The sequence below is a fragment of the Campylobacter gracilis genome, from assembly GCF_001190745.1.
GTDB classification, from domain to species: domain Bacteria; phylum Campylobacterota; class Campylobacteria; order Campylobacterales; family Campylobacteraceae; genus Campylobacter_B; species Campylobacter_B gracilis.
On record NZ_CP012196.1, the window covers coordinates 1,209,528 to 1,232,517 of the forward strand.

General features: G+C 48.4%; 16 protein-coding genes. 1 reads left to right on the forward strand and 15 read right to left on the reverse strand.

What is annotated here, in order from left to right; genetic code table 11:
* Positions 1-57: 57 nt before the first annotated feature.
* Together CGRAC_RS06050 and CGRAC_RS06055 are read right to left on the reverse strand one after the other, a co-directional pair.
* The gene (locus CGRAC_RS06050; protein ID WP_005870406.1) at positions 58-5,226 is read right to left on the reverse strand and encodes an alpha-2-macroglobulin family protein; all 5,169 of its coding nucleotides are present in this window, start codon (positions 5,224-5,226) and stop codon (positions 58-60) included.
* Between the two features lie 47 nt (positions 5,227-5,273).
* A complete protein-coding gene (locus tag CGRAC_RS06055; RefSeq protein ID WP_005870404.1) occupies positions 5,274-8,831 on the reverse strand; it encodes a transglycosylase domain-containing protein in 3,558 nt (1,185 codons plus the stop codon).
* 41 nt (positions 8,832-8,872) lie between these two features.
* On the opposite strand from CGRAC_RS06055, the gene CGRAC_RS06060 reads away from it, so the two are divergent.
* Positions 8,873-10,927 carry an ATP-dependent helicase gene (locus CGRAC_RS06060; protein WP_005870402.1) on the forward strand — a complete coding sequence of 685 codons (2,055 nt, stop codon included), beginning with the start codon at positions 8,873-8,875 and terminating at the stop codon, positions 10,925-10,927.
* Between the two features lie 692 nt (positions 10,928-11,619).
* Here the strand turns inward: CGRAC_RS06060 and upp are convergent.
* The 13 genes from upp to CGRAC_RS06130 all read right to left on the reverse strand — a co-directional run bounded on the left by upp (position 11,620) and on the right by CGRAC_RS06130 (position 22,980).
* Positions 11,620-12,246, reverse strand: a complete 627-nt coding sequence (upp, locus tag CGRAC_RS06065) for a uracil phosphoribosyltransferase (protein ID WP_040303768.1) — start codon at positions 12,244-12,246, stop codon at positions 11,620-11,622.
* Between the two features lie 590 nt (positions 12,247-12,836).
* On the reverse strand, positions 12,837-13,430 hold the full coding sequence (locus CGRAC_RS06075) for a BON domain-containing protein (protein WP_005870396.1): 594 nt from the start codon (positions 13,428-13,430) through the stop codon (positions 12,837-12,839).
* An 85-nt stretch (positions 13,431-13,515) separates the two neighbouring features.
* A complete protein-coding gene (locus CGRAC_RS11910) occupies positions 13,516-13,698 on the reverse strand; it encodes a hypothetical protein (RefSeq protein ID WP_005870394.1) in 183 nt (60 codons plus the stop codon).
* 107 nt (positions 13,699-13,805) lie between these two features.
* On the reverse strand, positions 13,806-14,579 hold the full coding sequence (locus CGRAC_RS06085; RefSeq protein ID WP_005870393.1) for an SDR family NAD(P)-dependent oxidoreductase: 774 nt from the start codon (positions 14,577-14,579) through the stop codon (positions 13,806-13,808).
* Positions 14,580-14,854: 275 nt separating this feature from the next.
* Positions 14,855-15,223 (reverse strand): pyridoxamine 5'-phosphate oxidase family protein, encoded by a 369-nt coding sequence (locus CGRAC_RS06090; protein WP_005870391.1) that lies wholly within the window; start codon positions 15,221-15,223, stop codon positions 14,855-14,857.
* 98 nt (positions 15,224-15,321) lie between these two features.
* Positions 15,322-16,002 carry a DNA alkylation repair protein gene (locus tag CGRAC_RS06095; protein WP_005870390.1) on the reverse strand — a complete coding sequence of 227 codons (681 nt, stop codon included), beginning with the start codon at positions 16,000-16,002 and terminating at the stop codon, positions 15,322-15,324.
* Positions 16,003-16,248: 246 nt separating this feature from the next.
* Positions 16,249-18,027, reverse strand: coding sequence for a Mur ligase family protein (locus CGRAC_RS06100; RefSeq protein WP_005870386.1), 1,779 nt, complete (start codon positions 18,025-18,027; stop codon positions 16,249-16,251).
* 851 nt (positions 18,028-18,878) lie between these two features.
* On the reverse strand, positions 18,879-19,610 hold the full coding sequence (locus CGRAC_RS06105; RefSeq protein WP_005870382.1) for an alpha/beta fold hydrolase: 732 nt from the start codon (positions 19,608-19,610) through the stop codon (positions 18,879-18,881).
* Positions 19,600-19,818, reverse strand: a complete 219-nt coding sequence (locus CGRAC_RS06110) for a type II toxin-antitoxin system Phd/YefM family antitoxin (protein WP_005870381.1) — start codon at positions 19,816-19,818, stop codon at positions 19,600-19,602. Before CGRAC_RS06110 ends, CGRAC_RS06105 begins: the two co-directional genes overlap by 11 nt.
* Before the next feature lie 60 nt (positions 19,819-19,878).
* A complete protein-coding gene (locus tag CGRAC_RS06115) occupies positions 19,879-20,910 on the reverse strand; it encodes a D-alanine--D-alanine ligase (protein ID WP_005870380.1) in 1,032 nt (343 codons plus the stop codon).
* Positions 20,911-20,933: 23 nt separating this feature from the next.
* Positions 20,934-21,488: a Holliday junction branch migration protein RuvA gene (gene ruvA, locus CGRAC_RS06120; protein WP_005870379.1), complete on the reverse strand. Its 555-nt coding sequence runs from the start codon at positions 21,486-21,488 to the stop codon at positions 20,934-20,936.
* Positions 21,485-22,048, reverse strand: coding sequence for a hypothetical protein (locus CGRAC_RS06125; RefSeq protein WP_005870378.1), 564 nt, complete (start codon positions 22,046-22,048; stop codon positions 21,485-21,487). The genes ruvA and CGRAC_RS06125 overlap by 4 nt, the downstream gene beginning before the upstream one ends.
* 2 nt (positions 22,049-22,050) lie before the next feature.
* Positions 22,051-22,980, reverse strand: a complete 930-nt coding sequence (locus CGRAC_RS06130; RefSeq protein WP_005870376.1) for an MlaD family protein — start codon at positions 22,978-22,980, stop codon at positions 22,051-22,053.
* Between the last annotated feature and the right edge of the window lie 10 nt (positions 22,981-22,990).

The window sequence follows — 22,990 nt, forward strand, 5'->3', positions numbered from 1 at the left end:
TCGGCGCGAAAATCGCAATAAATGCAAATCCGCGCCGAGCTTTAAAGCCGCTACGCCTTAGCGAGCGACCTTAAATTTAAGCGTTTGCAGATCGTAGTTATTTACCTGCTCGTATTGCATATCCTCGATAGAGATCGCAGGAAGCGCGCACGAGCCCGCCATAATCACGTTTATCGGAGTATAGATGACTCCGCTGCTATTCTCTCCATCTCGCGGATCATAATAGAAATAGCCGCTTTTTGGGAAGCGAAGCACTCGGTCATACAGATACTCCGTGTGTTCTAGTGCCACGCTGTCTTGCATGCCCTCGACTCTAGCCTGCGCAGCCGAGCCTAGGCGCTCATTGACCGCCTCAAAGCAGCTAGGCATCGCCTCGTCGATTACGAAATTATAAAGATAATAATTCGCTCGCCAGCTGATCTTAGAGTAAATTTTCTGCCCTACTTTAAGCTTGTTTAGATCGACGACGTTACCGCGAGCATCTATAAATTCGCGGTAAATTTCAATCCTCTTGCTATCCATAGAATGGGCGTTTAGGCTCTGTATGCTCAAAGCCTCATGCTTTAAAGGCGCGCTTTCATATCCAAAGCCAAGAGCGGTAAAAAATAGCTCGCCATTGCCGATCATCGGCGTAAATTCTATCGCGCCGTCTTTTACCGCGAGTTTGGTATCTAACGGCGAATTGAAATTTTTCGCCTCGCCGTCGTATTTTAATGCAAAATGGGCTTCTTTTTTCGCGTCCTTAAAATATGCATCAAATCCGCGTATTACGCTTGCTCGCTCCTGCGTGTTGTTTATATTTTTTAGATCGCGAATGATCGCATCGACCGTGCGAGCCGTGCTATCATCTTTGATGCCAACCTTGCCGAATGCATAGAGCTTAAAGGCGGCATCTCTTACATCGCTAGCAAATGTCAAACCTGCTCCGTTATCAGCGTAATCGTAATTCGCCTCATCTATTTTTTCGAGCATAAATTCAAACTCAGTCGTCATATTGTGCTTTTTAAGTATCGCAGCCAAGGCGATACTAGCCATCGGCGAGTCTTTATAAAGATCGTTGTCGTAAACGAAATTTATCTCATCATCGTCCAGTTTGCCGTATTGATCTAGCACGAAATCCGCGTATATGCGGAGCGTATCCTGATCTTTGTAGCTTGATTTTAGCGCGCTAAAAATTAGCGATCTTTGCTTATTGCTAAGGAATTTATATCGCGTATCAAGCTCTAGCAAAACGTCGCTTGCATAGATCGAAGCATAGTAGTTAGTAACGCCGTGAGCACTCCAGTAACCGAAATCGCCGTTAGGTTTGAGGCGAGATAAAATTCTACTTGCATACTCGTTTACGCGGTTGGTTAAGGTTTTATTGGAGTCTTTGCGTGCGACATAATCAACCGCTATCATTCTTGAAGCAAGCTGTTCGGTGCAGCCGTAAGGATAGAGATATAGCTCGTCCGCTAGGCTAAAAGCATTAGGCGTAGCACTGATGTGAGTATAAATTTCTTTATAGCTCGGATCGACTTTGAGAGTTACCGGCTTATCGCCGTAGCTTACGTGAAATAGCTTCGAGCGCGGAAACTGGCTGATTATGTCAAATTCTACATCATTGCTAAATTTTTGCCCGTTTGCGTCAAGATCAAATTTAATATTTGCATCTGCAATATCAAGCGCGCTCGCGGTGAAGTTCGTGTGCTTGACCTCCAGCGGTTTAAGCGTGAAATTTGCCTCACCGCCGCTTATAGCGACCGAAGGAGATGAGCTGATTTTCAAGACCGCCTTTTGCTCTTTGTCAGTCGTATTGATGAGCGTTAGCGGCACGGAAATTTCATCACCGCGCACCATATAGGTTAGATCGGCGGGCTTTATAACGACGTCGTCTCGGACCTTGGCTTCGACGTTTGCAGAGCCGATCGTAGCCGCCTCTCCGATAGCCATGGCGCTTAGACGGATCGTGGAGTTGAAATTTTTCGGCATCGCAAGCTCAAATTTCGCCTCGCCGTTTGCGTCTGCTTTTGCGATCAGCATTTTGATAAATTTTTTCTGCTTTTTGTTTTCGACCGGGCTTAAATTTCGTTTAGCTTTCGCCATCACGCCGTCTCCGCCGAAGCTTAGCTCTTTAGCAGTAGTTTGATACACGCTAAGATCGTCGTAAATGTCGAAGTATCGCAGCGCAAAATACGCGCTAACGTCAAACGCCTTAAATGCATCGAGCTCCTCTTGTGAGACGATATCTAAAATTCCAAGATCGACCGCGTATAGTATGACTTTGGAATTTGGCTCGCTTTTTACGCTGATCTGCGCATTTTGCCCGTTTTTGTAGCTTTTCTCGGCTAAAATTTGCACGCCAGCCTTGTGCGAGCTCGCATCTAGCGCCACCGGCACGTTTGCATAGGCTCTAAGCGGCATCGCAGCGGGTGTCGCAGCGCGCGCGATTACAGCGTTGATGTGTCCTCCGACGAAATTCTCCGGCACGCTAAGCTCAAATTCCGCGCTACCGCCTTTGACGGATAGAATTTTATAGTCGTAAACCTGCTCTCCTACGAGCGAGATATTTAGCACGCCGCTTTCTACCGGCGAATTGATGACGCCTTTAATTTTATCTCCGGCTTTAACCTTGTCGCTTGCGAGTTTGATTTTAGCGCTTTGAACGTCTTTAGCATTTACCCGTCCATAATATCCCCAGCCGCTTACATCCACGCGCACGCCAGCACTTGCGCCGCTTGAGTAATCGTTTGCGACGATTAGATAATTGCCGCCGTTTTGGAATTTATACTCAAACTCGCGCGCATCGGTGCTAACGGCGCTTACGAGATTAAAGCTTTCTTGCTCGACGTATCTATTGCCGTCATAAACGTAAGTAAAATCGTCGCGGTAAATTTCAACGTCGATCTTGCCTTTGACGTCGGTTTTGGTTTTGGAATCTAGTAGCGCAAAGCCGAATTTTACGCTATCGCCGCTTGATATAAAATCCTTGTTCGCGCGAATTCCTACGATACGATCATAAGGCAGATAGCTCAGGCTGCGATATGCGTTTACGTTTTTGCCCTCCTCGGTTACGCTGAAATTTAGTAGAATATTTATGGCGTTAGAGACATTTAGATCAGCTGCTGCCGGCGAGAGTGCAAGCTCTTTTTTGCCGGCGGAGCTTAGCGTAAATTCTGCCCTGCGAAGCTGCGTAGCGCCCTTTTTCTTTAAGCGATCGTTTAGAAACGAAAAGCCCTCGTAGCCTTTAATTTTCAGCTCTTTTTCATAGGCGTTTGCTTCCAGTGAGCCTTTCAAATCTCCAGCCGGCGCGCCTGCAAGATAGTTTGAGCTTAGCTTTAGCGTGATGATCTCATCTGCGCCATATTCGTCTTTGGCAGTGAGAATTTCATTTTTAATGCGGTTTGGGACGAAATTTTCTACGCTGAAGCTTTTAGAAGCGATGATTTTATCCTCATAGATGAGATCTAGGCGGTAAGTGCCGCTTTTCTCGCCCATCAGCTCGTCGATTTTAACGCTGCCGAACTCATCGGTGTTTTGCGCGCGCGTGATGATCACAGTGCCGCTAGGATCGTAAATTTTAAATTTAATCGGCGTATTTTTTAAAGAGCTAAAATCGCGATTTTTCATCACGATCGTGCCTAAAAGCCGCTCGTTCGGGCTTATTAGCTCGCTTGCGAGATAAACAAACGGACGCTTTGCAGTAATCGTTTTCTCGACGCTTGCAACGGCGTTATTAAATAGCACGAACGCATGCTCACCCCCCTTGCTAATCTCGATAGAGCGCGGGTTTTTAGCTAGAATTTCCATATTTTCTAATCTTAAAATTCCATCTCCGTCCGTTTTATCCTCTACGATTAGCTCGTTTTTATCGCTGTAAATTTTAACCTTCGCCCTGCTTAGCTCCTCGCCATTACTAAGCCTAGAAGTATAAATCAGTGCGCCGCGCTCAAGTAGCACCACTTGAGCCGTAATGTCGCTAAGATAGGCTACGCGCGAAACCTCTTGCATCTTTTCGCCCACTTTGTAAAACGCCGTGATTTTATAAATTCCATCCTCGTAGCCTTTAAAATCCATCGCGATTTTATGCTCCGCAACGGCGTTTTTAGCGCCTCCTATATCGAAGCTCTTAACCGCGATCTCGCTAGCTAGCCCACCTACGCTATCTTCGTTGCTTTCAAAGTTTAAAAAATACCTAAAATTTTGCTCAGGGACTTTAGCAATCGAAATTTTAACCTCATTTACGTTTGAGCTTTTAAATGCCAACGAAGCGGATTTTGGGATAAAATTTTTCTCGTCACTAAAGGCTACAAAAGGCAGCCTATCGCCCATTTTTACGCTTTGTTTTATCTCGTCTCGCAAGATATATGAGCTATCTCCGAATCCCTTTAGCAGCCTGATATCGTAGCTTTTATTCGGCATAAACTCGTCGCTTACTATATCTGCATAGTAGTAGCATGAAGGATCGTCGCTTTCGCCGCCCTCTTCATCTTCGTCGTAATAATAATATCGCGGCTGAGTGAGGCTAAATTTACTCACGCCTGCGATCCTTATGTATTTGGCGGACAGCTCGTCCATATAGTTAGGAAAACACACTCTAGCTGCGAGCGAGCCGTCTTTTAGAGCCGCGGGGCGAATCTGCACGCCACTTAAATTTGAAGCGTTAATGCTGTCGTTAAAAGGCTCTTCGTCCGTGCGCAGCTCCACCGGATTTTGCAGCTTTGCGCCCGCTTTTGAGGTGAGAGATTCTATTTGCAATACGACGTTTTGTGCCTTAGGATCGAAGCTGAATAAAAAATTCCGATCATCGTGAGAGCTAAGCTCGTAGGATATGTCGTTTTGGGCTAAATTCTGCGCGCGGTAAATTCTAGTCGCTTGCTGTAGCGCGTCCTTGCTAACCGTATCGTTAAATTTGATTGCCACTAACCCGGGACGTAGAAGCGCGATATGCTCGGTGCTAAAAGGCTCTGTCTCGAACTCAAAGCGCACCCCGCGCGCCTCGCACGAATAATTAACCCCGGCGCTAAGCATCGGCTTTGGATAGAGCCTGATTGAGCTCTCGCTCACGCTTTCGTAGGTGCCCGTGATTTTGGGAGTGCATTTTAGGATCTGCTTTTGCGTGACGCTAAATCCACTGCCGTCCACCCCACTAATCTCGTAAGCCCCGCTAGCGTATTTGATCTCTACGCCCGCAGCAAAGCTAGCCAAAGCGCAAAATAGCGCTGCGCTTAGTAGTTTTGTCTTCATAAAATTCCTTTGCAAAAATTTTACGAAATTATATACAAATTAACCTTTTATTTTCTTTCATTTACTCTAAAATTTGCTTTAGCGAAATTTGCATTTTCGTCCAAGCAGCCAAGCTCGAAATCCCCTGCGCCGAGGTTAAGCGTAAAAGCCTCGCCGTTAGTGCGCGCAAAATATTCTCCCGTTTTAACTTTAGAATTTGCAGGCGCTAGGCTTAGCGTGGTAAAATCTCGTGCCGCGGAATTTTGCTGCGAGGAATTTCGATCCGTAAAATTTTTCGCTGTGAAATTTTCAGCCTCCGAATTCTGCTCTGTAAAATTTTGCAAGATAGAATTTTGCGACGCCAAATTCTGTATGGCTGGATTTTTAGCTATGAAATTCCATCCCGCAGAATTTTGCTTCGTAAGATTTTGTGATTTTAAATTCTGTGGCGTTAAATTATCTTGCTGCGCCGCGCTAAAATGCTTGGAATCCAAATCCGCGGAATTCTCCCTCGTAAACGCGGTGAAATTTAGCGCTATAAACTCCCGCGAACCGCCGCTTAGTCTGATATATACCCGCTCGCCGAAAACCGCCGTGCACTGCACCTTAAGCCGCAGCGTGCCGTCCGCGCCGGTCTCGTAGGTTTTGGCGTTGATATCGTTTAGCACGGGCTTTACGGCGACAAATTTAGCCGCACACCTTCCCGCGCGCACCTTTTGCAGATCGATCAGACCTTGTTTTAGCAGATAAAAAAGCTCGCTCGTGCCGTAAATTTCGCACTCCTCGTTGGGCTCAACCCCATCGATCGTAAGATCGTCGGCGCTTTGCGCGCACTCCTTTTCACGGTACGCGTCGGTGCATACCCGCCGCAAGCTCACGCCCGCGGGGCGCGCAAACTCCACCTCGCCTAGCATGCCCGATTTATCGAGGAAGGCAAACATATTAAATGCCACCTTCGCCGCACTCACGCCGCCGCTAAGATCCCTAGTCTTGGAGCCATCGAAATTTCCCAGCCAGACGCCGAGAGTAAATTTCGGCGTGAGCGCGACGGTGTAGAGATCGCGCGCATCGGCGCTCGTGCCCGTTTTAAACATCAGAGGCGGCGCGTTTAGGGTGTTTTGCCACACCGAGCCGAGGTAGGAGCGCGGCGCGTTTCTTAGCATCTGCGTTACGATATAGGTGCTCTGCGGGGTTAAAATTTGCGCATCGTCGCCGATCTTTACACCCGCTATTTCGAGCTTTCGTAGCTTTCCGCCGTTTGCAAACGCGCTGTAAAGGCGAGTAAGATCCATTAGACTCATCGAAATACTTCCCAGAGCGATACCTGCGCCGTAATAATCCTTGCTAAACTCTGCCAGATGCACGCCACTAAGCATCTCGTACAGCCCGTCGTCCTCAAGCATCAAATTTAGCTTCACCGCAGGGATATTTAGGCTTAGACTTAGCGCATCCGTCGCACTCACTGCGCCCATGAAGCTCTGGTTGTAGTTGCGCGGCACGTAGCCCGCGAAGATTATCGGCGCGTCGATCAGCTTTTTTGAAGGGGTGATGAGCCCGTGCTGCAGGGCCTTGGCGTAGATGAAAGGCTTTAGCGTCGAGCCCACGTTTTTTTGCGAGCGCACGCCGTCGTTTTGCCCCTCATTGGCGCTAAAATCGTGACTGCCGATATAGGCGATCACGCTCATACTTTCGTTATCGATCAGCACCGCAGCGCCGTTTCTAACGCCCTTATCGCGCAGAGAGAGGATCTCGCTTTTCAAAAAGCCCTCAAGCGCGATCTGGGTTTTCAGATCCAAGCTCGAATAAATTTTACCCTCGCTAAGGCGCGCAAGCTCCTGCGCTCGCGCGGTTTGCTCCTTAGGCTGCGCGCCCCCTTTAGAGTTTGCGGAATTTTCCTGCGTCTTGGCGTTGGGATCGGAATTTATCTGCGCCTGGGTGGCTAAAGCGAAATTTTGCGGCACCTTGACATTGGGAGCGGGATTTGCCCGCGATTCGGCGCTTGCAGCAGAAGCTGTCTGCATTTTAGCGTTTGAAGTAGAATCTGTTTGCGTCCTAGTGCCTGAAGCGGAATTTGTCTGCGCACTAAAATTTACGTGCAACCGCTCGCCAGAGCTTGCATCTGCCTGGAAATTTTGCGGCAAACGCTCAGCACCTCGTTGCTCGTTCAAATTTAGATCTTGCGAATTTTGCGGGTCTTGGTGCGGATGCGCGATACTGACGACATTCTGCCGCTTGTTTAAATTTATATCCGCATTCGGATTTTGCGGCGGATACTCGGTTTGCCCTTTATCTGAATCTGTATCTGCCTGCGGATTTTGCGGCAAACGCGCAGCGCCTCGTTGCTCGTTTAAATTTAGACTTTGCGAGTTTTGCGACGGACGGGCAGCATTAATTGAATCTTGCCTCTCATCCAAATTTGCGCCCTCTCGTTCATTTGATTTTACGCTTTTTGGTTCATTCGGTTTCGCGCTTGCCTGCGATTCTGCGACTTCGCGCTCGTTTAAATTTAAGCTCGTTCCGCCTAAATTTAAACTCTTCGGCGCATTAGTTTTAAAATCCGCCTCTTTGGGATTCATTTCTTTCAAATCCACTTCCGCCTGCGCGTTTGCGGCGCTTGATAAATTCGCCCCAACCTTCGCCGCAGCCGTAAAATTTGATTCGGCACCAGCCGCGTCCGAAAAATTTAACTCTACCGCCGCGGCTCGGTGCGCAGACGAACTTGCTTGCCCAGCTGCCCCGCCGGGCGCTCCGACCTGCTCTAAATTTTGAGTGAAATTTACGTCATCTTTGACGGTAAAATTCTGCATTTTATAATTGTTAAACGCCAGTAGCGCGTAATGCGGCACATAATTGGGCGCTGCGTAGCGCCTGGGCGAAAACGGCTCGGCAAGAGCGCGCTCGTACTCGCTCTGCGAGATCACGCCGCCCTCTCGCAGCTGAGAAATTAGGCGGTTTTTGAGCGCGTTGATGTTTGATCTGCGGTCTAGGCGGTTTTTGTTAGGGTTTTTCGGGATCACGCTAAGAAGCGCGATTTGAGCGTTGCTAAGCTCGCGCAGGTCCTTTTTGAAGTAAAAATACGCCGCGGTCTTGACTCCCTCGATGTTGCCGCCGTATGGGGCGAGGTTGAAATACATTCCTAAAATTTCATCCTTGCTGAAGTGCCACTCCAGCTGAAAGGCGTTGAAAATTTCGATGATTTTGTTCTTGTAGCTGCGCTGTTTGGGGCGCATCATACGCGCAACCTGCATCGTAATCGTCGAGGCTCCGACGCGCTCGACGTTACCCTCGCTTTTTTTAGTAAAATTTTGCGTAAAATTATACGTAGCCGCGCGCAGGATCGAGGCTGGATTAACGCCGAAATGGTAGTAAAAATAGCGGTCTTCAAAGTAGATCGCGCTTTGTTTCAGCCGCGGCGGTATCTCGTCTGCGGCTGCGTAGAAGCGCCAAATTTGATCGTCGCTGATCTGCATATTTAAAATTTCGCCGTTTCGGTCATATAAAATTCTACTCTTCTGCTTATTTAGCATATCCAAATTTAGCGGATAAAGCGCGTCTAGGATCAAAAACAGAGCGAATGCAAATGCGCAAAATAGCGCGATTTTTAACATAAATTTTAGAAATTTCATCGCGCAATTATATCAAAGAATTTTAATGATTTTAGGCTATAATGGCGCCTTTTTGCAAAGGAATAATCTTGGACGCTCTAGCTAAGCTAAACACCGAACAATACGCCGCAGCAACCGCTCCTGCGGGGCACAATCTAGTAATCGCAAGCGCAGGCACGGGCAAAACCAGCACCATCGTCGCTCGGATTGCTCATCTGCTAAATCTCGGCACGAGTCCTAGAAAAATTTTGCTTCTTACTTTTACGAATAAAGCCGCGAGCGAGATGATAGCGAGGCTGCAGCGGCATTTTGATAAAAAAATCACCTCCGCAATTGTCGCGGGCACCTTTCACGCCGTATCCTACGCCCTACTTCGCGAGCTGGGCAAGGGCGTGATCCTAAAGCAGCCCGCCGAGCTAAAGACGCTGCTAAAAAGCCTCGTAGAAAGGCGCAAATTTTATCACGTAAGCGACACGCGCCCCTACGGCGGGGCGTATCTGTACGACGTGTACTCGCTGTATCAAAACAAAGAGATGAGCGCGGATTTTGCGACGTGGTTTAGCAAAAACTACGAGGATCAGGCGGAATTTGCCGAAATTTACGCAGATATTTTGCGCGAGTTTGAAGAGGAAAAGGCGAAATTTAACTACGCCGATTTCAACGACGTATTGCTAAAGATGCGCCGCGAGCTGCAAAAGGGCGCGCCGCTGCGGTTTGATGAAATTTTAGTGGACGAGTATCAGGACACGAACTCGCTGCAAGGAAGCCTCATCGATGCCTTTGCGACGAAAAGCCTTTTTTGCGTCGGCGATTTTGATCAGAGCATCTATGCTTTCAACGGCGCAAACATCGACATCATCGGCAGCTTCGGCAAGCGCTTTGCGGACGCTAAAATTTACGCGCTGAATATCAACTACCGCTCAAGCTCGGCGATTTTAGCGCTTGCAAATCGCGTCATCGCGAACAATCCGCGCCTTTACGAAAAGAAGCTGATCGTGGGCCGCGAGGGAAAATTTAGCGCGCCTAGGCTGCATGTTTACGACGATACGGCGGCGCAATACGCCCACGTAGCCGCACAGATCGCACAAAGCGGAGTGCCGCGCGAAAAGATCGCCGTCATCTTTCGCAACAACTCCAGCGCCGACGGCGTCGAGGTCGCGCTTAAGGAGCTCGGTATAGGCGCAAAGCGAAAAGGCGGCGTGAGCTTTTTTGAAAGCCGCGAGATCAAGGTCTTTACGGACATCTTCGCGATGATAATAAACCCAAAAGATATGATGGCCTTTATGAGTACGTGCGAATACGCAAGAGGCGTCGGCAGCGCGCTAAGCAAGGAGCTTTTCGACGCATTAATCGCGCTTGGGCACGGAAGCATTCACGCAGGGCTTTTGCGCCCCGATGAGAGCGTTAAAATTTTTGAAAAAAAGAGGAAAAACTACCAGCTCGGACTTTTTGACGATGTGGATATTATCGGCTCGGTATCGCGCTTTGAGGCTTTGGAATTTGATGAGTTTTTTCGCTCGCATCCGGTGCTAAAACACAATAAAATCACCGAGGGCGGCGCCGTATTTTTGCACGAAATTTATAAAATTTTTAAAAAAAGCGGCTCCGCTACAAGGTCCGCTACGCTGATCTCGCAGATCAAAAACTCATGCCTTTTCTCGCTTGTGGCGGATTTCATCGCGACAAAGCGCGCGACGCTAAAAAACGGCAAGATAGACGATGAGCGCAAAAAGGATGAGATCTCCCGCATCTACGATAAATGCGGCATTTTAGAGCAGATCGCCGGTAAATACGCGGATCCGCAGAGCTTTTATAATTTCATAACTCTGGGCGCAAAGGAGATGAGCGAGGGCGAAGGGGTAAATCTGCTCAGCGTGCACGCAAGCAAGGGGCTTGAGTTTTGCAGCGTCTATCTCATCGATCTGGCGCAAAACCGCTTCCCGAACCTCAAGCTAATGGCGATGGGCGGCAGCCTAGAGGAGGAGCGGCGGCTCTTTTACGTGGCGGTTACCAGAGCGCGCGACGAGCTTGTGCTAAGCTACGCGAAATTTGATAAGATCAGAAAAGTTAGCTACGAGCCGAGCTGCTTTTTAAGGGAAGCGGGGCTGGTGAAGTAAGGCAGAATTTTGCTCGCTAAATTTGAAATTTCATTTTAGCGCGGGTGGATCGGTTTGGGTAAGAATTTTACTCCTCGCGTACGTCTGACGCGCCGCCTGCTACGACTTCTTTATCGGATTGCTTGGTAAGAATTTCGCTGCGCGATTTTTGTAAATTTTGCGATTTGTAAATTTTTGAGGTGCGGGCAGCCGTAAAATTTCACACCGCAACTTGCGGGATTAAATTTTAAAATTTCACTCCCGTTCTGTTGCATGGTTTTAACGCGGCGAATTCCCCGCAAAATCTTACGCGGGTAGAATTCTACGGCAAAATTCGGCGATAATAAAATTGCACCACCCTATTTCGCCTTTGCGTTACTCTAAAATTTACGCGTTTTATACATCGCGGAGCTCAAATTTTATTTAACAAATTTTAAAATGCCGCAAATTCCACGACGAGTTAAAATTTTAAAGCGCTTCAAATTTACGGCGCTGCGAAATTTAAAATTTTACTACGTATTGCGCGCGCCGTAAAAATACGCGCCTTGCCAAATTTATCGCGGTGCGAAATTCCGAGCAGCGACAACCCGCATATTTATAAATAGATTTCGTATCGCGTAAAATTCCATTGCCGGTAAAGTTTACTGCCGATCAATTTATCGCCAATACTATCGCGCAAATTTAACGCGGCGCAAAGTCCTTCGCCGCGTAATTCACATCGTATTAAACACCCTATCTCCCGCGTCTCCAAGACCCGGCACGATATATTTTTGCTCGTTTAATCTCTCGTCGATCGCCGCGGTGAAAACCTCGACCTGCGGGTAGATCTCGCTAAATCTATGAAGCCCCTCTGGCGCTGCGATGATGGAGATAAATTTGATCTTTTTAACGCCGTTTTTCAGCAGAAATTTCACCGCGTCTATCGCCGTACCGCCGGTCGCAAACATCGGATCGATGATGATCGCGGTGCGCTCTGCGGCGTCTGCGGGCAGTTTGGCGTAAAAAAACTCCGCCTGCGCGGTCTTTTCGTCGCGCTGAAAGCCTAAAAATCCCACGCTGGCATCCGGTATGAGCTTAAATACGCTATCTAGCATCCCCAGCGCGGCGCGCAAAATCGGGCAGATCATGATCTTTGTGGCGAGCTTATACGCGCTGGTCTGCGCCACGGGCGTATGCACGCTCACCTCGCGCAGCGCCAGATCGCGCGTCGCCTCAAACATCATCAGATAGCTGATCTCATCGACGAGCATGCGGAACTGAAACGGATCAGTCTCCCGATCGCGCAGGATCGTGAGCTTATGCTCGATCAGCGGGTGCTTGATCAGCCTCACGTTAGACAGCTCGCACGCGGTTTGGTACGTACATTTTTGGCTTTGGCTCATTTTCTCTCCTTAAATTTACTGAATTTTGCGCCCTTTGGGGCATTTTGATCGTATGTTTTAGCGCGAGCGCTCGCGTCATGTCGCTGAAATTTTGCCGATAACGGCAACGCGATTTTAAATTTAGCTCATTTTCGCTCGCAATGCGCGCGTTACGTTTAAATTTAGCTCGGCGGCTCGCTTTAAATTTAGCACTTTTAAAACGCAACGCTTTAAAATTTTGCTCGCTTGAGCCGCCTCTGATTTGGTCGTTATTTAAACACGGCGTGCTTTTTATCGGCACGCCGGTGCTACTTTTTGGCGAGCGCTTGCGGCGTAAATTTTATCTGCGAAATTATCGTCTGAGGCGGCTTTAAATTTACTTAATGCTCTCACTCGTGAGCCAAATTTTAAAATTCCACGTTATCTTGCGCGCCGAAATTTATAATTTTCATACGCACTGGCACCCCGCAAGCAAACCGAATGAACCGAGCGCGTATCTTTTTAAATTTAGTCCGCCGTAAGCGGTTAAATTTGCCCTGCCGAAGCGATCAAATTTAACCGCAAAGCCCCTACTCCTTTACCACGCGCAGGAACGAATACACGTCCTGCACCCCTGGCGCGTGCGTCGCGTACCAGATCGCGTGCTTTTCGTGCTCGATATCCGTTACTACGCCGCTAAATACCACGTCGCAGCCCACGATCGCCACGCGCACCGCAGTGCCTGAAACGTCGGTGTCGGAAAAGAGATTTTTCTTTAAATTTGTAAAAATTTCAAACGAATTGCACGGATATTCGGGCTTTTTGACGCGCAGATAGGTATGCACGCGCTGCACGCCTTCAGTTTGTCTAGCTAAAGCAAGCAGCGGCTCGCGCATCTCTTCGCTATCCAGTAGCCCGATGAGATAGACCTCACCGTAGAAGCATTCGACCTCCAAATCCCAGCTGCTAAGGCCTTTGGTAAATAGAATTTTGCTTTGGATTTTAGTCTGGATGAGCTTGTCGCTAGCGACCTCGCTTACGCTGCGGCGGTCGCGCGCTACGGAGTAGATGTCGTATACGCTAAGCGCGTTACCAGCGGGCGCCAGCGGAGCCGCGCACGAGCTAAATAGCGCCGCGCAAGAGAGCAAAAACACCGCTAAAATCGCTAGAAACAAAACCCTCAAACCCTCTCCAATCTCGTTTAATTTCTAATTTATCTCAAGCCGGCTGCCGGCGCCGCTTTTTAAATTTAGCCCCGCAGGCGCCGTTTTATCGCAGCTTAAAATTTTGCGGCGCGAGATTCAGCCCAAACCGCGTGCTGCAAAATTTTACAACGTAAATTTTAAAATTTACGTTGTAATTCGCGCGGCTTGCAGAATTTTGCGCTTTCGCCACGGCGGAATTTCGCGCGCAGTATTCGTCGCCGTAAAATTCTACGCGGCTAAATTTCATTGCAAATTTGCCGCGCGAAATTCTACGGGGTAAATTTCTCGCGGCGGAATTCGCCTCTGTAAATTTTATATTGCAAAATCCGCGCCCAAAATTCTGCTCGGTCGCGGCTAATTCGTCGTAAGTCCGCCGTCTATCGCAAATATTGCGCCGCTGACCCACTTCGCCGCATCCGACGCCAAAAACACCGCCGCATCGCCGATGTCCTGCGCGCTGCCGATTTTGCCGAGCGGATAGATATTTTGCACCATCTGTTCAAACGCCTCGCGCCCCTGCGGGCTAAGCGCGCTTAAATTTCGCTGAAACTGCGGCGTCAGCACGCTTCCGGGCGCTATGGCATTAACGCGCACGCCGAGTTTGCCGACCTCGAAGGCAAGCGATTTGGTGAAAGAATTTAGTGCGCCTTTGGTGATCGAATACGCCGTCGTGGTGCGCCCCACGAGCATTCGGTTCGCGAAATACGACGAGATATTGATCACGCAGCCCTTGCTAGTCGCAAGCGCGCCCAAAAGCGCCTGAGTAAGCAGATAGGGCGCTTTGACGTTTAGGTTTAGATGAGCGTCCAGCAGCGCTTCGTCGGTCGCCTCAAACGGTACGAATTTTCCCAACCCGGCGTTATTTACAAGGATATCTATCTTAAGGGGTAGCGCTAAAATGCGCTCGCAAAGGTCTTTTATCGTTTTGCTTTGCGCCAAATCCGCCTCTATTGCGTAAGCTTTCACGTCGTAACCGCCCAAGGCCTCCTGCGCGATTTTTAATTTCTCCACGCTTCTGCCAAGCAGGATCAAATTTGCGCCCTCTTTGGCAAAACACTTTGCGATGCCAAGCCCTATGCCGTCACTTCCGCCCGTAATTACGGCGGTTTTACCCTCTAATCGTTTCATACTTTTCCTTTCAATGCGTAAATTTATGCTCTAAAAATTTGAGCGAGACTTACGGATCTTGCAAACTTCGAAATTTTGTAGGCTTTGAAATTTTATCCGCTTTAAAATTTCGCTCGCTTTAAAATTTTACGGCGAAGCGAAGTTTCGTCGATAAAATTTTACTAATTTTAAAATTCCATCGATAAAATTTCACAGCAAAATTCCATCGCAAAGCTCGCGGCGAAATTTCATCGGGAATTTCATTCGTAAATTCCACCCAAACTGCGCCGCTTGGCTTACAGCACCTGTTTTACGCTACTAGCCGTGATTTCAAGTAGCCTCGTAGCAAACGGAAATTTCGCCTTCGTTTCCTCAAACTCCGCGCCACTATCAATAAAGCGCGCCGTGCCCTTCACCACAAAGCCGCGCCCTGCGCCGAACCTGCCTGCTAGCTCCTTCGTTGCGACGCTAAGCTCGACGTTTGGATTTGCCTCCACGTTGCTTTGCGTCTTTTTCATACCCGCAGCGGGGATGAGGATGCGATCACCCTTAATGACGAGATATCTGTTCCACGTATTGCTGATGTGAGCCTCGCCGTGCGCGCAAGTAGCGATACCCACGGCGCATTCGTAATTCAAAATCTCCAAAAATTCCTTACTAAACATTTTCTCTCCTTAAATTTACGTTTTAAAGCTCGCGATTTTGGCTGACAAGCCCCGCGCGCAACTGAAATTTTAACTACCTCCGCCACTTTCCGCTGCGACTAAATTTTATATTTCAAAAGCGCATCTTTTTCGGCTTTGCTTACGCGAAAGCTATCGCGGATCTTCGATATCGCCTTGTTTTGGATAAATTTAACCGCCCGCTTGCTCTCCAAAAACGCAAGCGTGATCTCGCGCTGCTTAATAAACATCTCGGCTATCGCCCACGCCGCACCCATCTGCACGTAGTACCGCTCGTCGCTTTCGGCGGCACAAATTTCAAAAAATTCCTCGGGCGTGATCGCGTCCATATTTCGCATAAAATAAACGTAGAAAAATCGCCGCTCAAACTCGTCCGCACCGCTTTTGGCCTGCTTTAGCAGCGCATCCGCGAAAGCGGCGTTCTTAAATTTCGGAGCGAACATATCGCAAACCGCCCAATTTGGCATCGTTTTGATAAAATCGCTCGCAAGCGCAAATTTCGTCTCATCTTGCTTAAAAAGCATTATAAAAAAGCTCTTTAGCACGAACTCCTCGTGAAAAACCGGCTTATATTTTTGCAGCTCGCGCCGCGCCTCATCCGCCGTGCTCAAAGCGGCGAAGCTTTTGCGAGCAAGCGCACGCAGCGCTGGAGTGCGCACGCCCAAAATCTGCGGCGCGGGTATTAGGCGCTGCGAAAATTGCGCGAACTTCTCCTCGCTTAACGCTCGCAGCTGCCCCAGCATATTTTCTTGCAAATCCATAGCTTTCCTTTAAAATTTGATTTAAAATTTTACCCACCAAACGCAAGCCGATCTCGGCGCGCCGAAATTTCGCCGCACAGGCTATCTATTTAAACAGATCGCGCCGCAAGCTTCAACTAATCGTCTATCGGGTCGCGCCACTTTATAAATCGCCCGCCATACCCGCTCAAAGCCTTTGCTCAAAAATACGCCTGCTAAATCGCGTAGTATGGCGTCAGGCAAAACAAGCCGTATCGCCAAAGCCGCTTAAATGAAGCTCGGTGCGTCGTTTGAAAACAAAATCAGATCGCCGCTGTGCGTATTTTCGCTCAAAACCCGCTGCAAATCGCGCTTGTCTTTCAAAACGATAGTCTTTTTTGGATCTATCCTACTTTGCAGCACCTCGGAATTTAGCTCGCCCGTAATGATCGCGAGATCAAAAATTTTATCGATCTTGGCGGCGAGCGTCTCGTTGTCCTCGCGTGTGCTCTCGACGATGCCCGGCGTGATGATGACCTTGTGGCCGCCGTAGCTTCGCATCAGCTCGTAGCTTTGCAGCATGCCGCTTAGATTGCCGTTGAAGCTATCGTCGATGATGATCTTGCCGCCTGCATCGAGCCGCGCAAGCCTGTGCTCGACGGCGCCGACGTGCGCAACGCGGCTTTTGATCTTATCTGTGCTAAGACCCAAAAATCGCGCGATCTTTATACACGCGGCGAGATTTGCGGCGTTAAATTTACCCAAAATCGGCGCGAAAAACTCATGCCTCTTTCCTTGTTCTCTCCGTCCGTTTGGAGCCTCTTGCACGCCCCGCTCTTTGTCGCCGCAAATTTTATCGTCGCTAGCGGCACGAGCGGCTTGTTCGTAAAATTCTCGCTCGCTCCGTTCGGCGCGGGACATGGAATTTGCATCGTCAAAATCGGCGCCGTAATTTTTAGAATTTTTGTCTTTTTCCGCACATGCCGCACTGCCTGCATCTAAGCTTAAATCGCCCTGCCCTTCGCCTTCTGCGGCGGATGTTTCTGCGCGCGGCACAGAATTTTCGCCGCTAGCACCGCTTTCATCATCGCTCAAGCTAAGGCTAAATTTTATTCCGTCCAGATCCGCGCCGCAAATTTCCAGCCCCTCGTCGTAGATTGTGACGCGCTCGTCCGCGCTTTTTTGCGTGGAGCTGTGCAAAAACGCATGCTTTAGTCGCGCGCTTATTAGCGCTTCAAGCTTGGTTTTGCGGATGTTTTCGATGCTTTTGAAATACTCGATGTGTTGCGCGCCGATCTCGCCCACGACGACGATCTGCGGCGCCAAAAACTCGGTGATCTCGGCGATGTCGCCGCTTAGCCTGGCGCCTGCTTCGGCGATGTAGATCTGCGTATCTGTGGGCAGCGCCTCGTTTACGTCGCGCACGAGCCCTGCTAGCGTGTTTACCGAGCGCGGCGTCTTGTAGCAGCGAAAGTCGCTTTTTAAAATTTGATACAAGAAGTTTTTAATGCTCGTCTTGCCGTAGCTCGCGGTGATCTGAATGATCGTAAGAGAAGGCATCTGGGCTAGTTTTTTGCGCGCGGCGGCCTTAAATTTCGCAGCCTGCGCCCGCTCGTAAGCAAAGCTCGCCGCAAGAGCGGCGCCAAGCGGCAAAAAGATCGGCAAAATCGGGCCCCCCGCGGCATAAAATGCGGCGTTAAAGCTAAACACACAAACCGCCAAAATCGCAAAAAATCGCTTCACGCGCGGCGTAAAGACGAGCTTTTTATCAAGCCCTCTTTGCCAAAAATAAAGCGCTAGCGCGTAGGCTGCGACGATTAGAATTTTAGCAGCGCGCAGGGTATAGAGGGATGCTAAACCGAATTTAGCCGCACAGAGGCCCGCCGCGATCTCGCAGCCGAAATACGCCGCCAGCGGCAAAATCAAAAAATAGAGGTGCCACGCGGGCTTGGTAAAGTGAAAGATGATGCGCGCGGGCTTGTACGAAAACCACTGCAGGCAGGTGATCAGATAAAAGCCGAGCATCAGGACGAATGCCGCGTGCGCGATCAAAAATATTATATTCATCTTTTAAAATTCCTTTTTATAAGTTTGCGCGCCCGCCTTGCAAGCCCGTGCGGGCAAAACGCGGCGAGCTCGGGCTAACCGGCATTCGACTTCATTTGCAAATTTTACGAATTCTCGCTTTGCAAATTCTATTTTTGCAAACTTCGCTAGCTCGCAAATTCACACTCTCGCGAAAGCTGCACGAGTCGCGTGTTCGATAAATTTACGCTGCTGCGCCCTGCCTGCGTTTTCGATACCGCTCCGCGTTCATCTCTCCGCGACCTGAAATTTTCGCACGCTGCGTATCTTGCGACATCGCGCCCTGCCTCGCGCGATGATTTGCATTATTTACGACACATAGACCTTGTGTCTCGGCAAATACATGACGCGGTTGTGCGACTAAATTTAATTACTCGCTTTGCGGCACACATACACGGTTTCGGCGCGTCTTGTACGGCCACCATAATCGCAAACACAGAGCAGAAACGATCCGCTGCTGCGTTAAAATTTTAAAATTTAACGCAGCACGCCGCAATTTGAGCTTTGCGTTTTATACCACGAGCCCAAAGAGCGGATTTTATACCGCTAAATTTTAAATATGTGCCGCGTGCTCGCGACTTTATAATCTAAATTTACGCTTCGGTTTGCGATCTTTACGCAAACACTCCGCAAAATTTTAAAACGCGAGGTGAGCCGTATTAAAGCGCCGCATCGAAATGCTTTTTAAAATGCGCCCGCTCTTGCCTTTCGCACGATCTGTTTTTATATCTAAAGCGCGATTTTTAGCAGCGCTAAAATTTCGCGGCCAAATTTTAAAATTTACACCAAATCGCGTTTCGCTTTAAATTTAGCGCGGCGCCAAATCTTTAAATTTAGCTGCCGCTAAGCTCCTTTTCGATCTGCTCGCCGATAAATTCCGCGCTCTGCAAAAAGAAAAAGTGATCCCCCGCGAGCGGATAAAATTTGCTGTTTTTGACGAGCGAGTGGATCAGCTCGCCACTTTTTAGGCTAGTGGCGCGATCGTCCTTGCCCCAAAAAATGAGCGCATTTTGCGGGCTTAGCGCGGAAAAAATATCGCGAAAGTCCTCATTTACGACGTTTTTTAGCGTCTCATACATCGTCTTGCTCATACCTGCGGCATCCTTGCTCGCAAACGCGCGCCAAAGCCCCGCCAGTCCAAGTCTTTTTAAAATTTTAAAAATCGCGATTTTGGCGCGCACTGCAAAGGGCTTGGGTTCGATGATACCGGCGCTGCTTAGCAGTATGAGATTGCGCGGAGCTAGCAATGCAGCGATCTTGCCGCCGAAGCTGTGCCCCATGATCGCCGCGGGTTGCCCGCCCAAAGCTGAGATAAAGGCGCGCATAATCTCTGCATAATCCTCGCTGCCAAGGGCGCGTGCGGGCTGCGAGCTGGCGCCGAATCCCGGCAGATCGACGCACACTATCGCGTAACGGCGAAATTTATCTGAAAAAACCCGAGACATAAGCGCCTTGTTTGCGCCCCAGCCGTGCAGCACCAAAATATATTCGGCACGCTGTAAATTTGAAATTTCGTAGCTGATCTTGTAGCTCTCGCCGCCGCAGACGAGCTCCTTACTCGCCACCGCTGCTCCTTTTAGCGTAAACGGCCTTGAGTAGCTCGACTGCTTTTTCGAGCCGCTCAAACTCGCTCATACTGATCATCACGGCTTCGAATTTGTTGTTTTTGACGATCAGGGCTTTTTTGATCTCTTGGTTTTTGATCTTGTTTAAAACGGTGCTGAAGTTGCGCACGATCTCGGTAGCGGTGTAAATTTCGTCTTGATTTATCATAACTCGACCTTTTGGAGTAAAATTTTACGCAAAATTTAGCGTAAAATTTTAAACGATTGGCTACTTATTAGCGGTGATTTTGGTGATCAGCTCGTAGCTTACAGGGATCTGCCTCATTGGCGGCAGCGATGAAGCAAGAGCTGCTAAAACCTCGGAGAAATCATCAAATAGGTAGTTTGCGAGACTGCCAGGATTTGGATTTATCTCGTTTAGATAAATTTCGCCCTCTTTTTCAAAAAAATCGCAGCGGATGAGCGCGCCATCGAATGATCCTGCGTTATAAAGCCGCGTAAAGGCGTCTTTCATCTTACCCTCTAGCAAAGCGCCAGGACGAGCGGGCTCGATCGCGCCACTACGCGAAAAATCCAAATATTTACGATCGAAATTTAAATAGCCCTCCTTTTTCGGCTCTTCGATGTTTGAAAATACGATTTTGCCGTCTATTTTAGCGCCTGCGAGATTGAATTCCTTTACGTTTTCCCAGTATGGCTCTACGATCGCGCTATCGTCCAGCTCAAAAGCCTGATCCAGCGCATAGCTAAACTCGCTTTCGTTCTTGGCTATCGAAATTCCGATGCTAGAGCCCAAATGGGCGGGCTTAACGATGATCGGGAAATTAAAATTAGGCAGACTAGTACGATTTACGATCTCATACGGCAGGGTTTTTACATTTGCGATTGCAGCTAGGTGCTTGGTTAAAATTTTATTATAGCTTAGAACGCTAGCTTCTATGCGAGGTCCGATATAAGGGATGCCAAAAAACTCAAATAGCGCTGCCATTTTGCCATCCTCGCCATCGCAGCCATGGATTAGATTGATATATGTGCCGACTTCTAGCATGCTTTTGCTAAACATTCCACTCTCAAAAAATCCGCCCGCACCGATGCTAAGCTCTTTTGCTTTAGCATAGCTGCCCTGCTTAAAATATGCCGCGCGCATATTTTTATCCTCGATGCGGTAAAATTTACGATTTTTATCGCAAAATACAAACTCCAAGTCCCAGCCTTTTAGGGCATTTTTAACGGCAATTGCCGAGATGATACTTACTTCGTGCTCGTAGCTTTGAGCTCCAAAAACTATGCCAAATTTCATTGCTTTCCTTCAAATTTTATTTTCTACGCTAATTTTTTTAACGCCTCTTTGACAAGATCTGACGTATTCGTGCTGCTGCAGCCTGCTAAAATTTGATTGATCTTATCGCGCTTAAATCCAAGGCTTTGTAGCGCGGATGCCGCTTCGTTTTTATAAGTCTCGCTAGGACCGAATTCCATTAGCTTCGCATCGCCTAGTTCAGCAATGATCCGTCTAGCGGTCTTTGGGCCGATGCCCGGAACTGAAGTTAGCGTCGCAGCATCCCCCGTAGCTACGCAACGCGCAAAATCCTGCGGAGCGAGCGTCGAACAAACCGCCATTGCCGTGCTTGCACCTACGCCACTAAGTTTGATTAGGGTTTCAAACATCTTTTTTTCACTCTCGTCTAAAAACCCGTACAGCAAATCGGCATCCTCGCGCAGAATTTGTACGCACGCAAGCTCGGTCAGCTTGCCCTGCGTGAGCTTCGCGGAGGTATTTAATGACAATGAAAGAGCGTAGCTCACGCCGCTAGCGCATTTAATGACGCAAGCAGTGGGCTCCTTACGCGTGATAATTCCTTCGATCGCCGCTATCATCTAAGAGCCTTTAAAATTTCGTTTATGCTCTCATTAAGCGCTAAATTTAGAGCATTATAAATGCTTTGCGAGCTGGGATCAGGCACGAAAACGCGCTTAGTGACGATGCCCGATTTTATGCTTTCTAAAGAATTTAAAATTTCATACCCCATGGTGACGGTTGCCTGATCGTTATTGATCTGAAGCGCTACGATACTGGTTTTTAGGCGCAAATCCCGCTCTTTTGGCACAAAGATCGGATTTAGCGAGCAGGTGGAAAATGCCGCATCAAGCAGCGCCTTATATACCATCTCGCTAGGCATCGTGATAAATTTGGCGTCGCTTGCGAACCGCGTTCGGTTTCTAAAATCCACTATTAAAATGTCGCGCCTATCGACGAGATCTGTCGCCGTGATGGTATCGATAAAGATATTTTTGCGCGCACCGCTAGGATTTACGCAGCGCTTTTGATCATAACGCAGCTCGTAGTAGGTGTATGGCTTAGCCTGCTTAGCTAAGCAGCCGCCTAAAAATATCGCCGCCAGCGTCGCAGCAAGCGTAAACTTTATAAAATTTTTCATCTTTATTCCTTTTTATCGTCGCGATCCGCGCTTTTAGAAGTGTCTTTAAAAAAGAAATCGTAAGGATTGTCCTCTAGCCTAAACATCGCGCCTTGAAATTCTCTAAGTGATTTTTTTAGCTCGCCAAGAGTGTTTTTTGCCTCCTCAAGCGTAGGATCCAAGATTGCTTTTAGATTGTACTCGCCGCGATCGATACGCTTAGTGATGATGCCTGCGGTTTTATCCAGTGAATTCGATAGATTGGCAGCACTCACGGCAAAAGCGTTTAGATTATCTAGCAGCGCGTCTAGCTCCTTCTCGCGCTCGTTTAAATTTGCTATGAGAGTATTTACGTTAGCAAGCAGTGCGTCTAGGCTTTGGAATTTTTTCTCATCACTTAGCTCAGCGCTAAATTTATCCATCGAAGATAGAATTCTATCCACTTTATCGGTATTTTGCTTAGACAGTAGCCCATTAATCTTAAAGATCATCTCACTCACGCTATCGGTGATGACTTCAGCTTTAGAGCCGATTTTATCAAGAAGCGTTTTATCCAGTGCAATTATCGGCTTTTTATCATTCGGCGGGAAAAGCTTGCCGCTTCCTTTCGTGATATTTATAAACGCGATTCCGCTGATGCCTTGAGATTCTACCTTAGCGACGCTATCTTGCGAGATCGGTAGCTTGCTTTTTACTGAAATTTCAATCTCAATAATCGCATTTTCGATATCGGCAAAGTCGATGCTTTTAATAATGCCCGCATTTACGCCGATAAATTTAACCTCAGAATTCTCCTTGATGCCTACGGGAAGCTCTTTTGTGTGGATATAGTAGGAGCGGTAGCTCTCGCCGCGGTCGGTCTTAGTAAGCATCCACCACATAAACGCCGTAAGAGCCGCGACACAGATCATAACAAATGCGCCTACTATCGTGTATGAAGTTCTATTTTCCAATCTTTTCTCC

Excerpts from the sequence above, each read along its gene's own strand:
- CGRAC_RS06050 (WP_005870406.1), bottom strand. The coding sequence starts at position 5,226 with ATGAAGACAAAACTACTAAGCGCAGCGCTATTTTGCGCTTTGGCTAGC.
- CGRAC_RS06055 (WP_005870404.1), bottom strand. The coding sequence starts at position 8,831 with ATGAAATTTCTAAAATTTATGTTAAAAATCGCGCTATTTTGCGCATTT.
- CGRAC_RS06060 (WP_005870402.1), top strand. The coding sequence starts at position 8,873 with ATGGCGCCTTTTTGCAAAGGAATAATCTTGGACGCTCTAGCTAAGCTA.
- CGRAC_RS11910 (WP_005870394.1), bottom strand. The coding sequence starts at position 13,698 with ATGAAATTTAGCCGCGTAGAATTTTACGGCGACGAATACTGCGCGCGA.
- CGRAC_RS06085 (WP_005870393.1), bottom strand. The coding sequence starts at position 14,579 with ATGAAACGATTAGAGGGTAAAACCGCCGTAATTACGGGCGGAAGTGAC.
- CGRAC_RS06090 (WP_005870391.1), bottom strand. The coding sequence starts at position 15,223 with ATGTTTAGTAAGGAATTTTTGGAGATTTTGAATTACGAATGCGCCGTG.
- CGRAC_RS06095 (WP_005870390.1), bottom strand. The coding sequence starts at position 16,002 with ATGGATTTGCAAGAAAATATGCTGGGGCAGCTGCGAGCGTTAAGCGAG.
- CGRAC_RS06100 (WP_005870386.1), bottom strand. The coding sequence starts at position 18,027 with ATGAATATAATATTTTTGATCGCGCACGCGGCATTCGTCCTGATGCTC.
- CGRAC_RS06110 (WP_005870381.1), bottom strand. The coding sequence starts at position 19,818 with ATGATAAATCAAGACGAAATTTACACCGCTACCGAGATCGTGCGCAAC.
- CGRAC_RS06115 (WP_005870380.1), bottom strand. The coding sequence starts at position 20,910 with ATGAAATTTGGCATAGTTTTTGGAGCTCAAAGCTACGAGCACGAAGTA.
- ruvA (WP_005870379.1), bottom strand. The coding sequence starts at position 21,488 with ATGATAGCGGCGATCGAAGGAATTATCACGCGTAAGGAGCCCACTGCT.
- CGRAC_RS06125 (WP_005870378.1), bottom strand. The coding sequence starts at position 22,048 with ATGAAAAATTTTATAAAGTTTACGCTTGCTGCGACGCTGGCGGCGATA.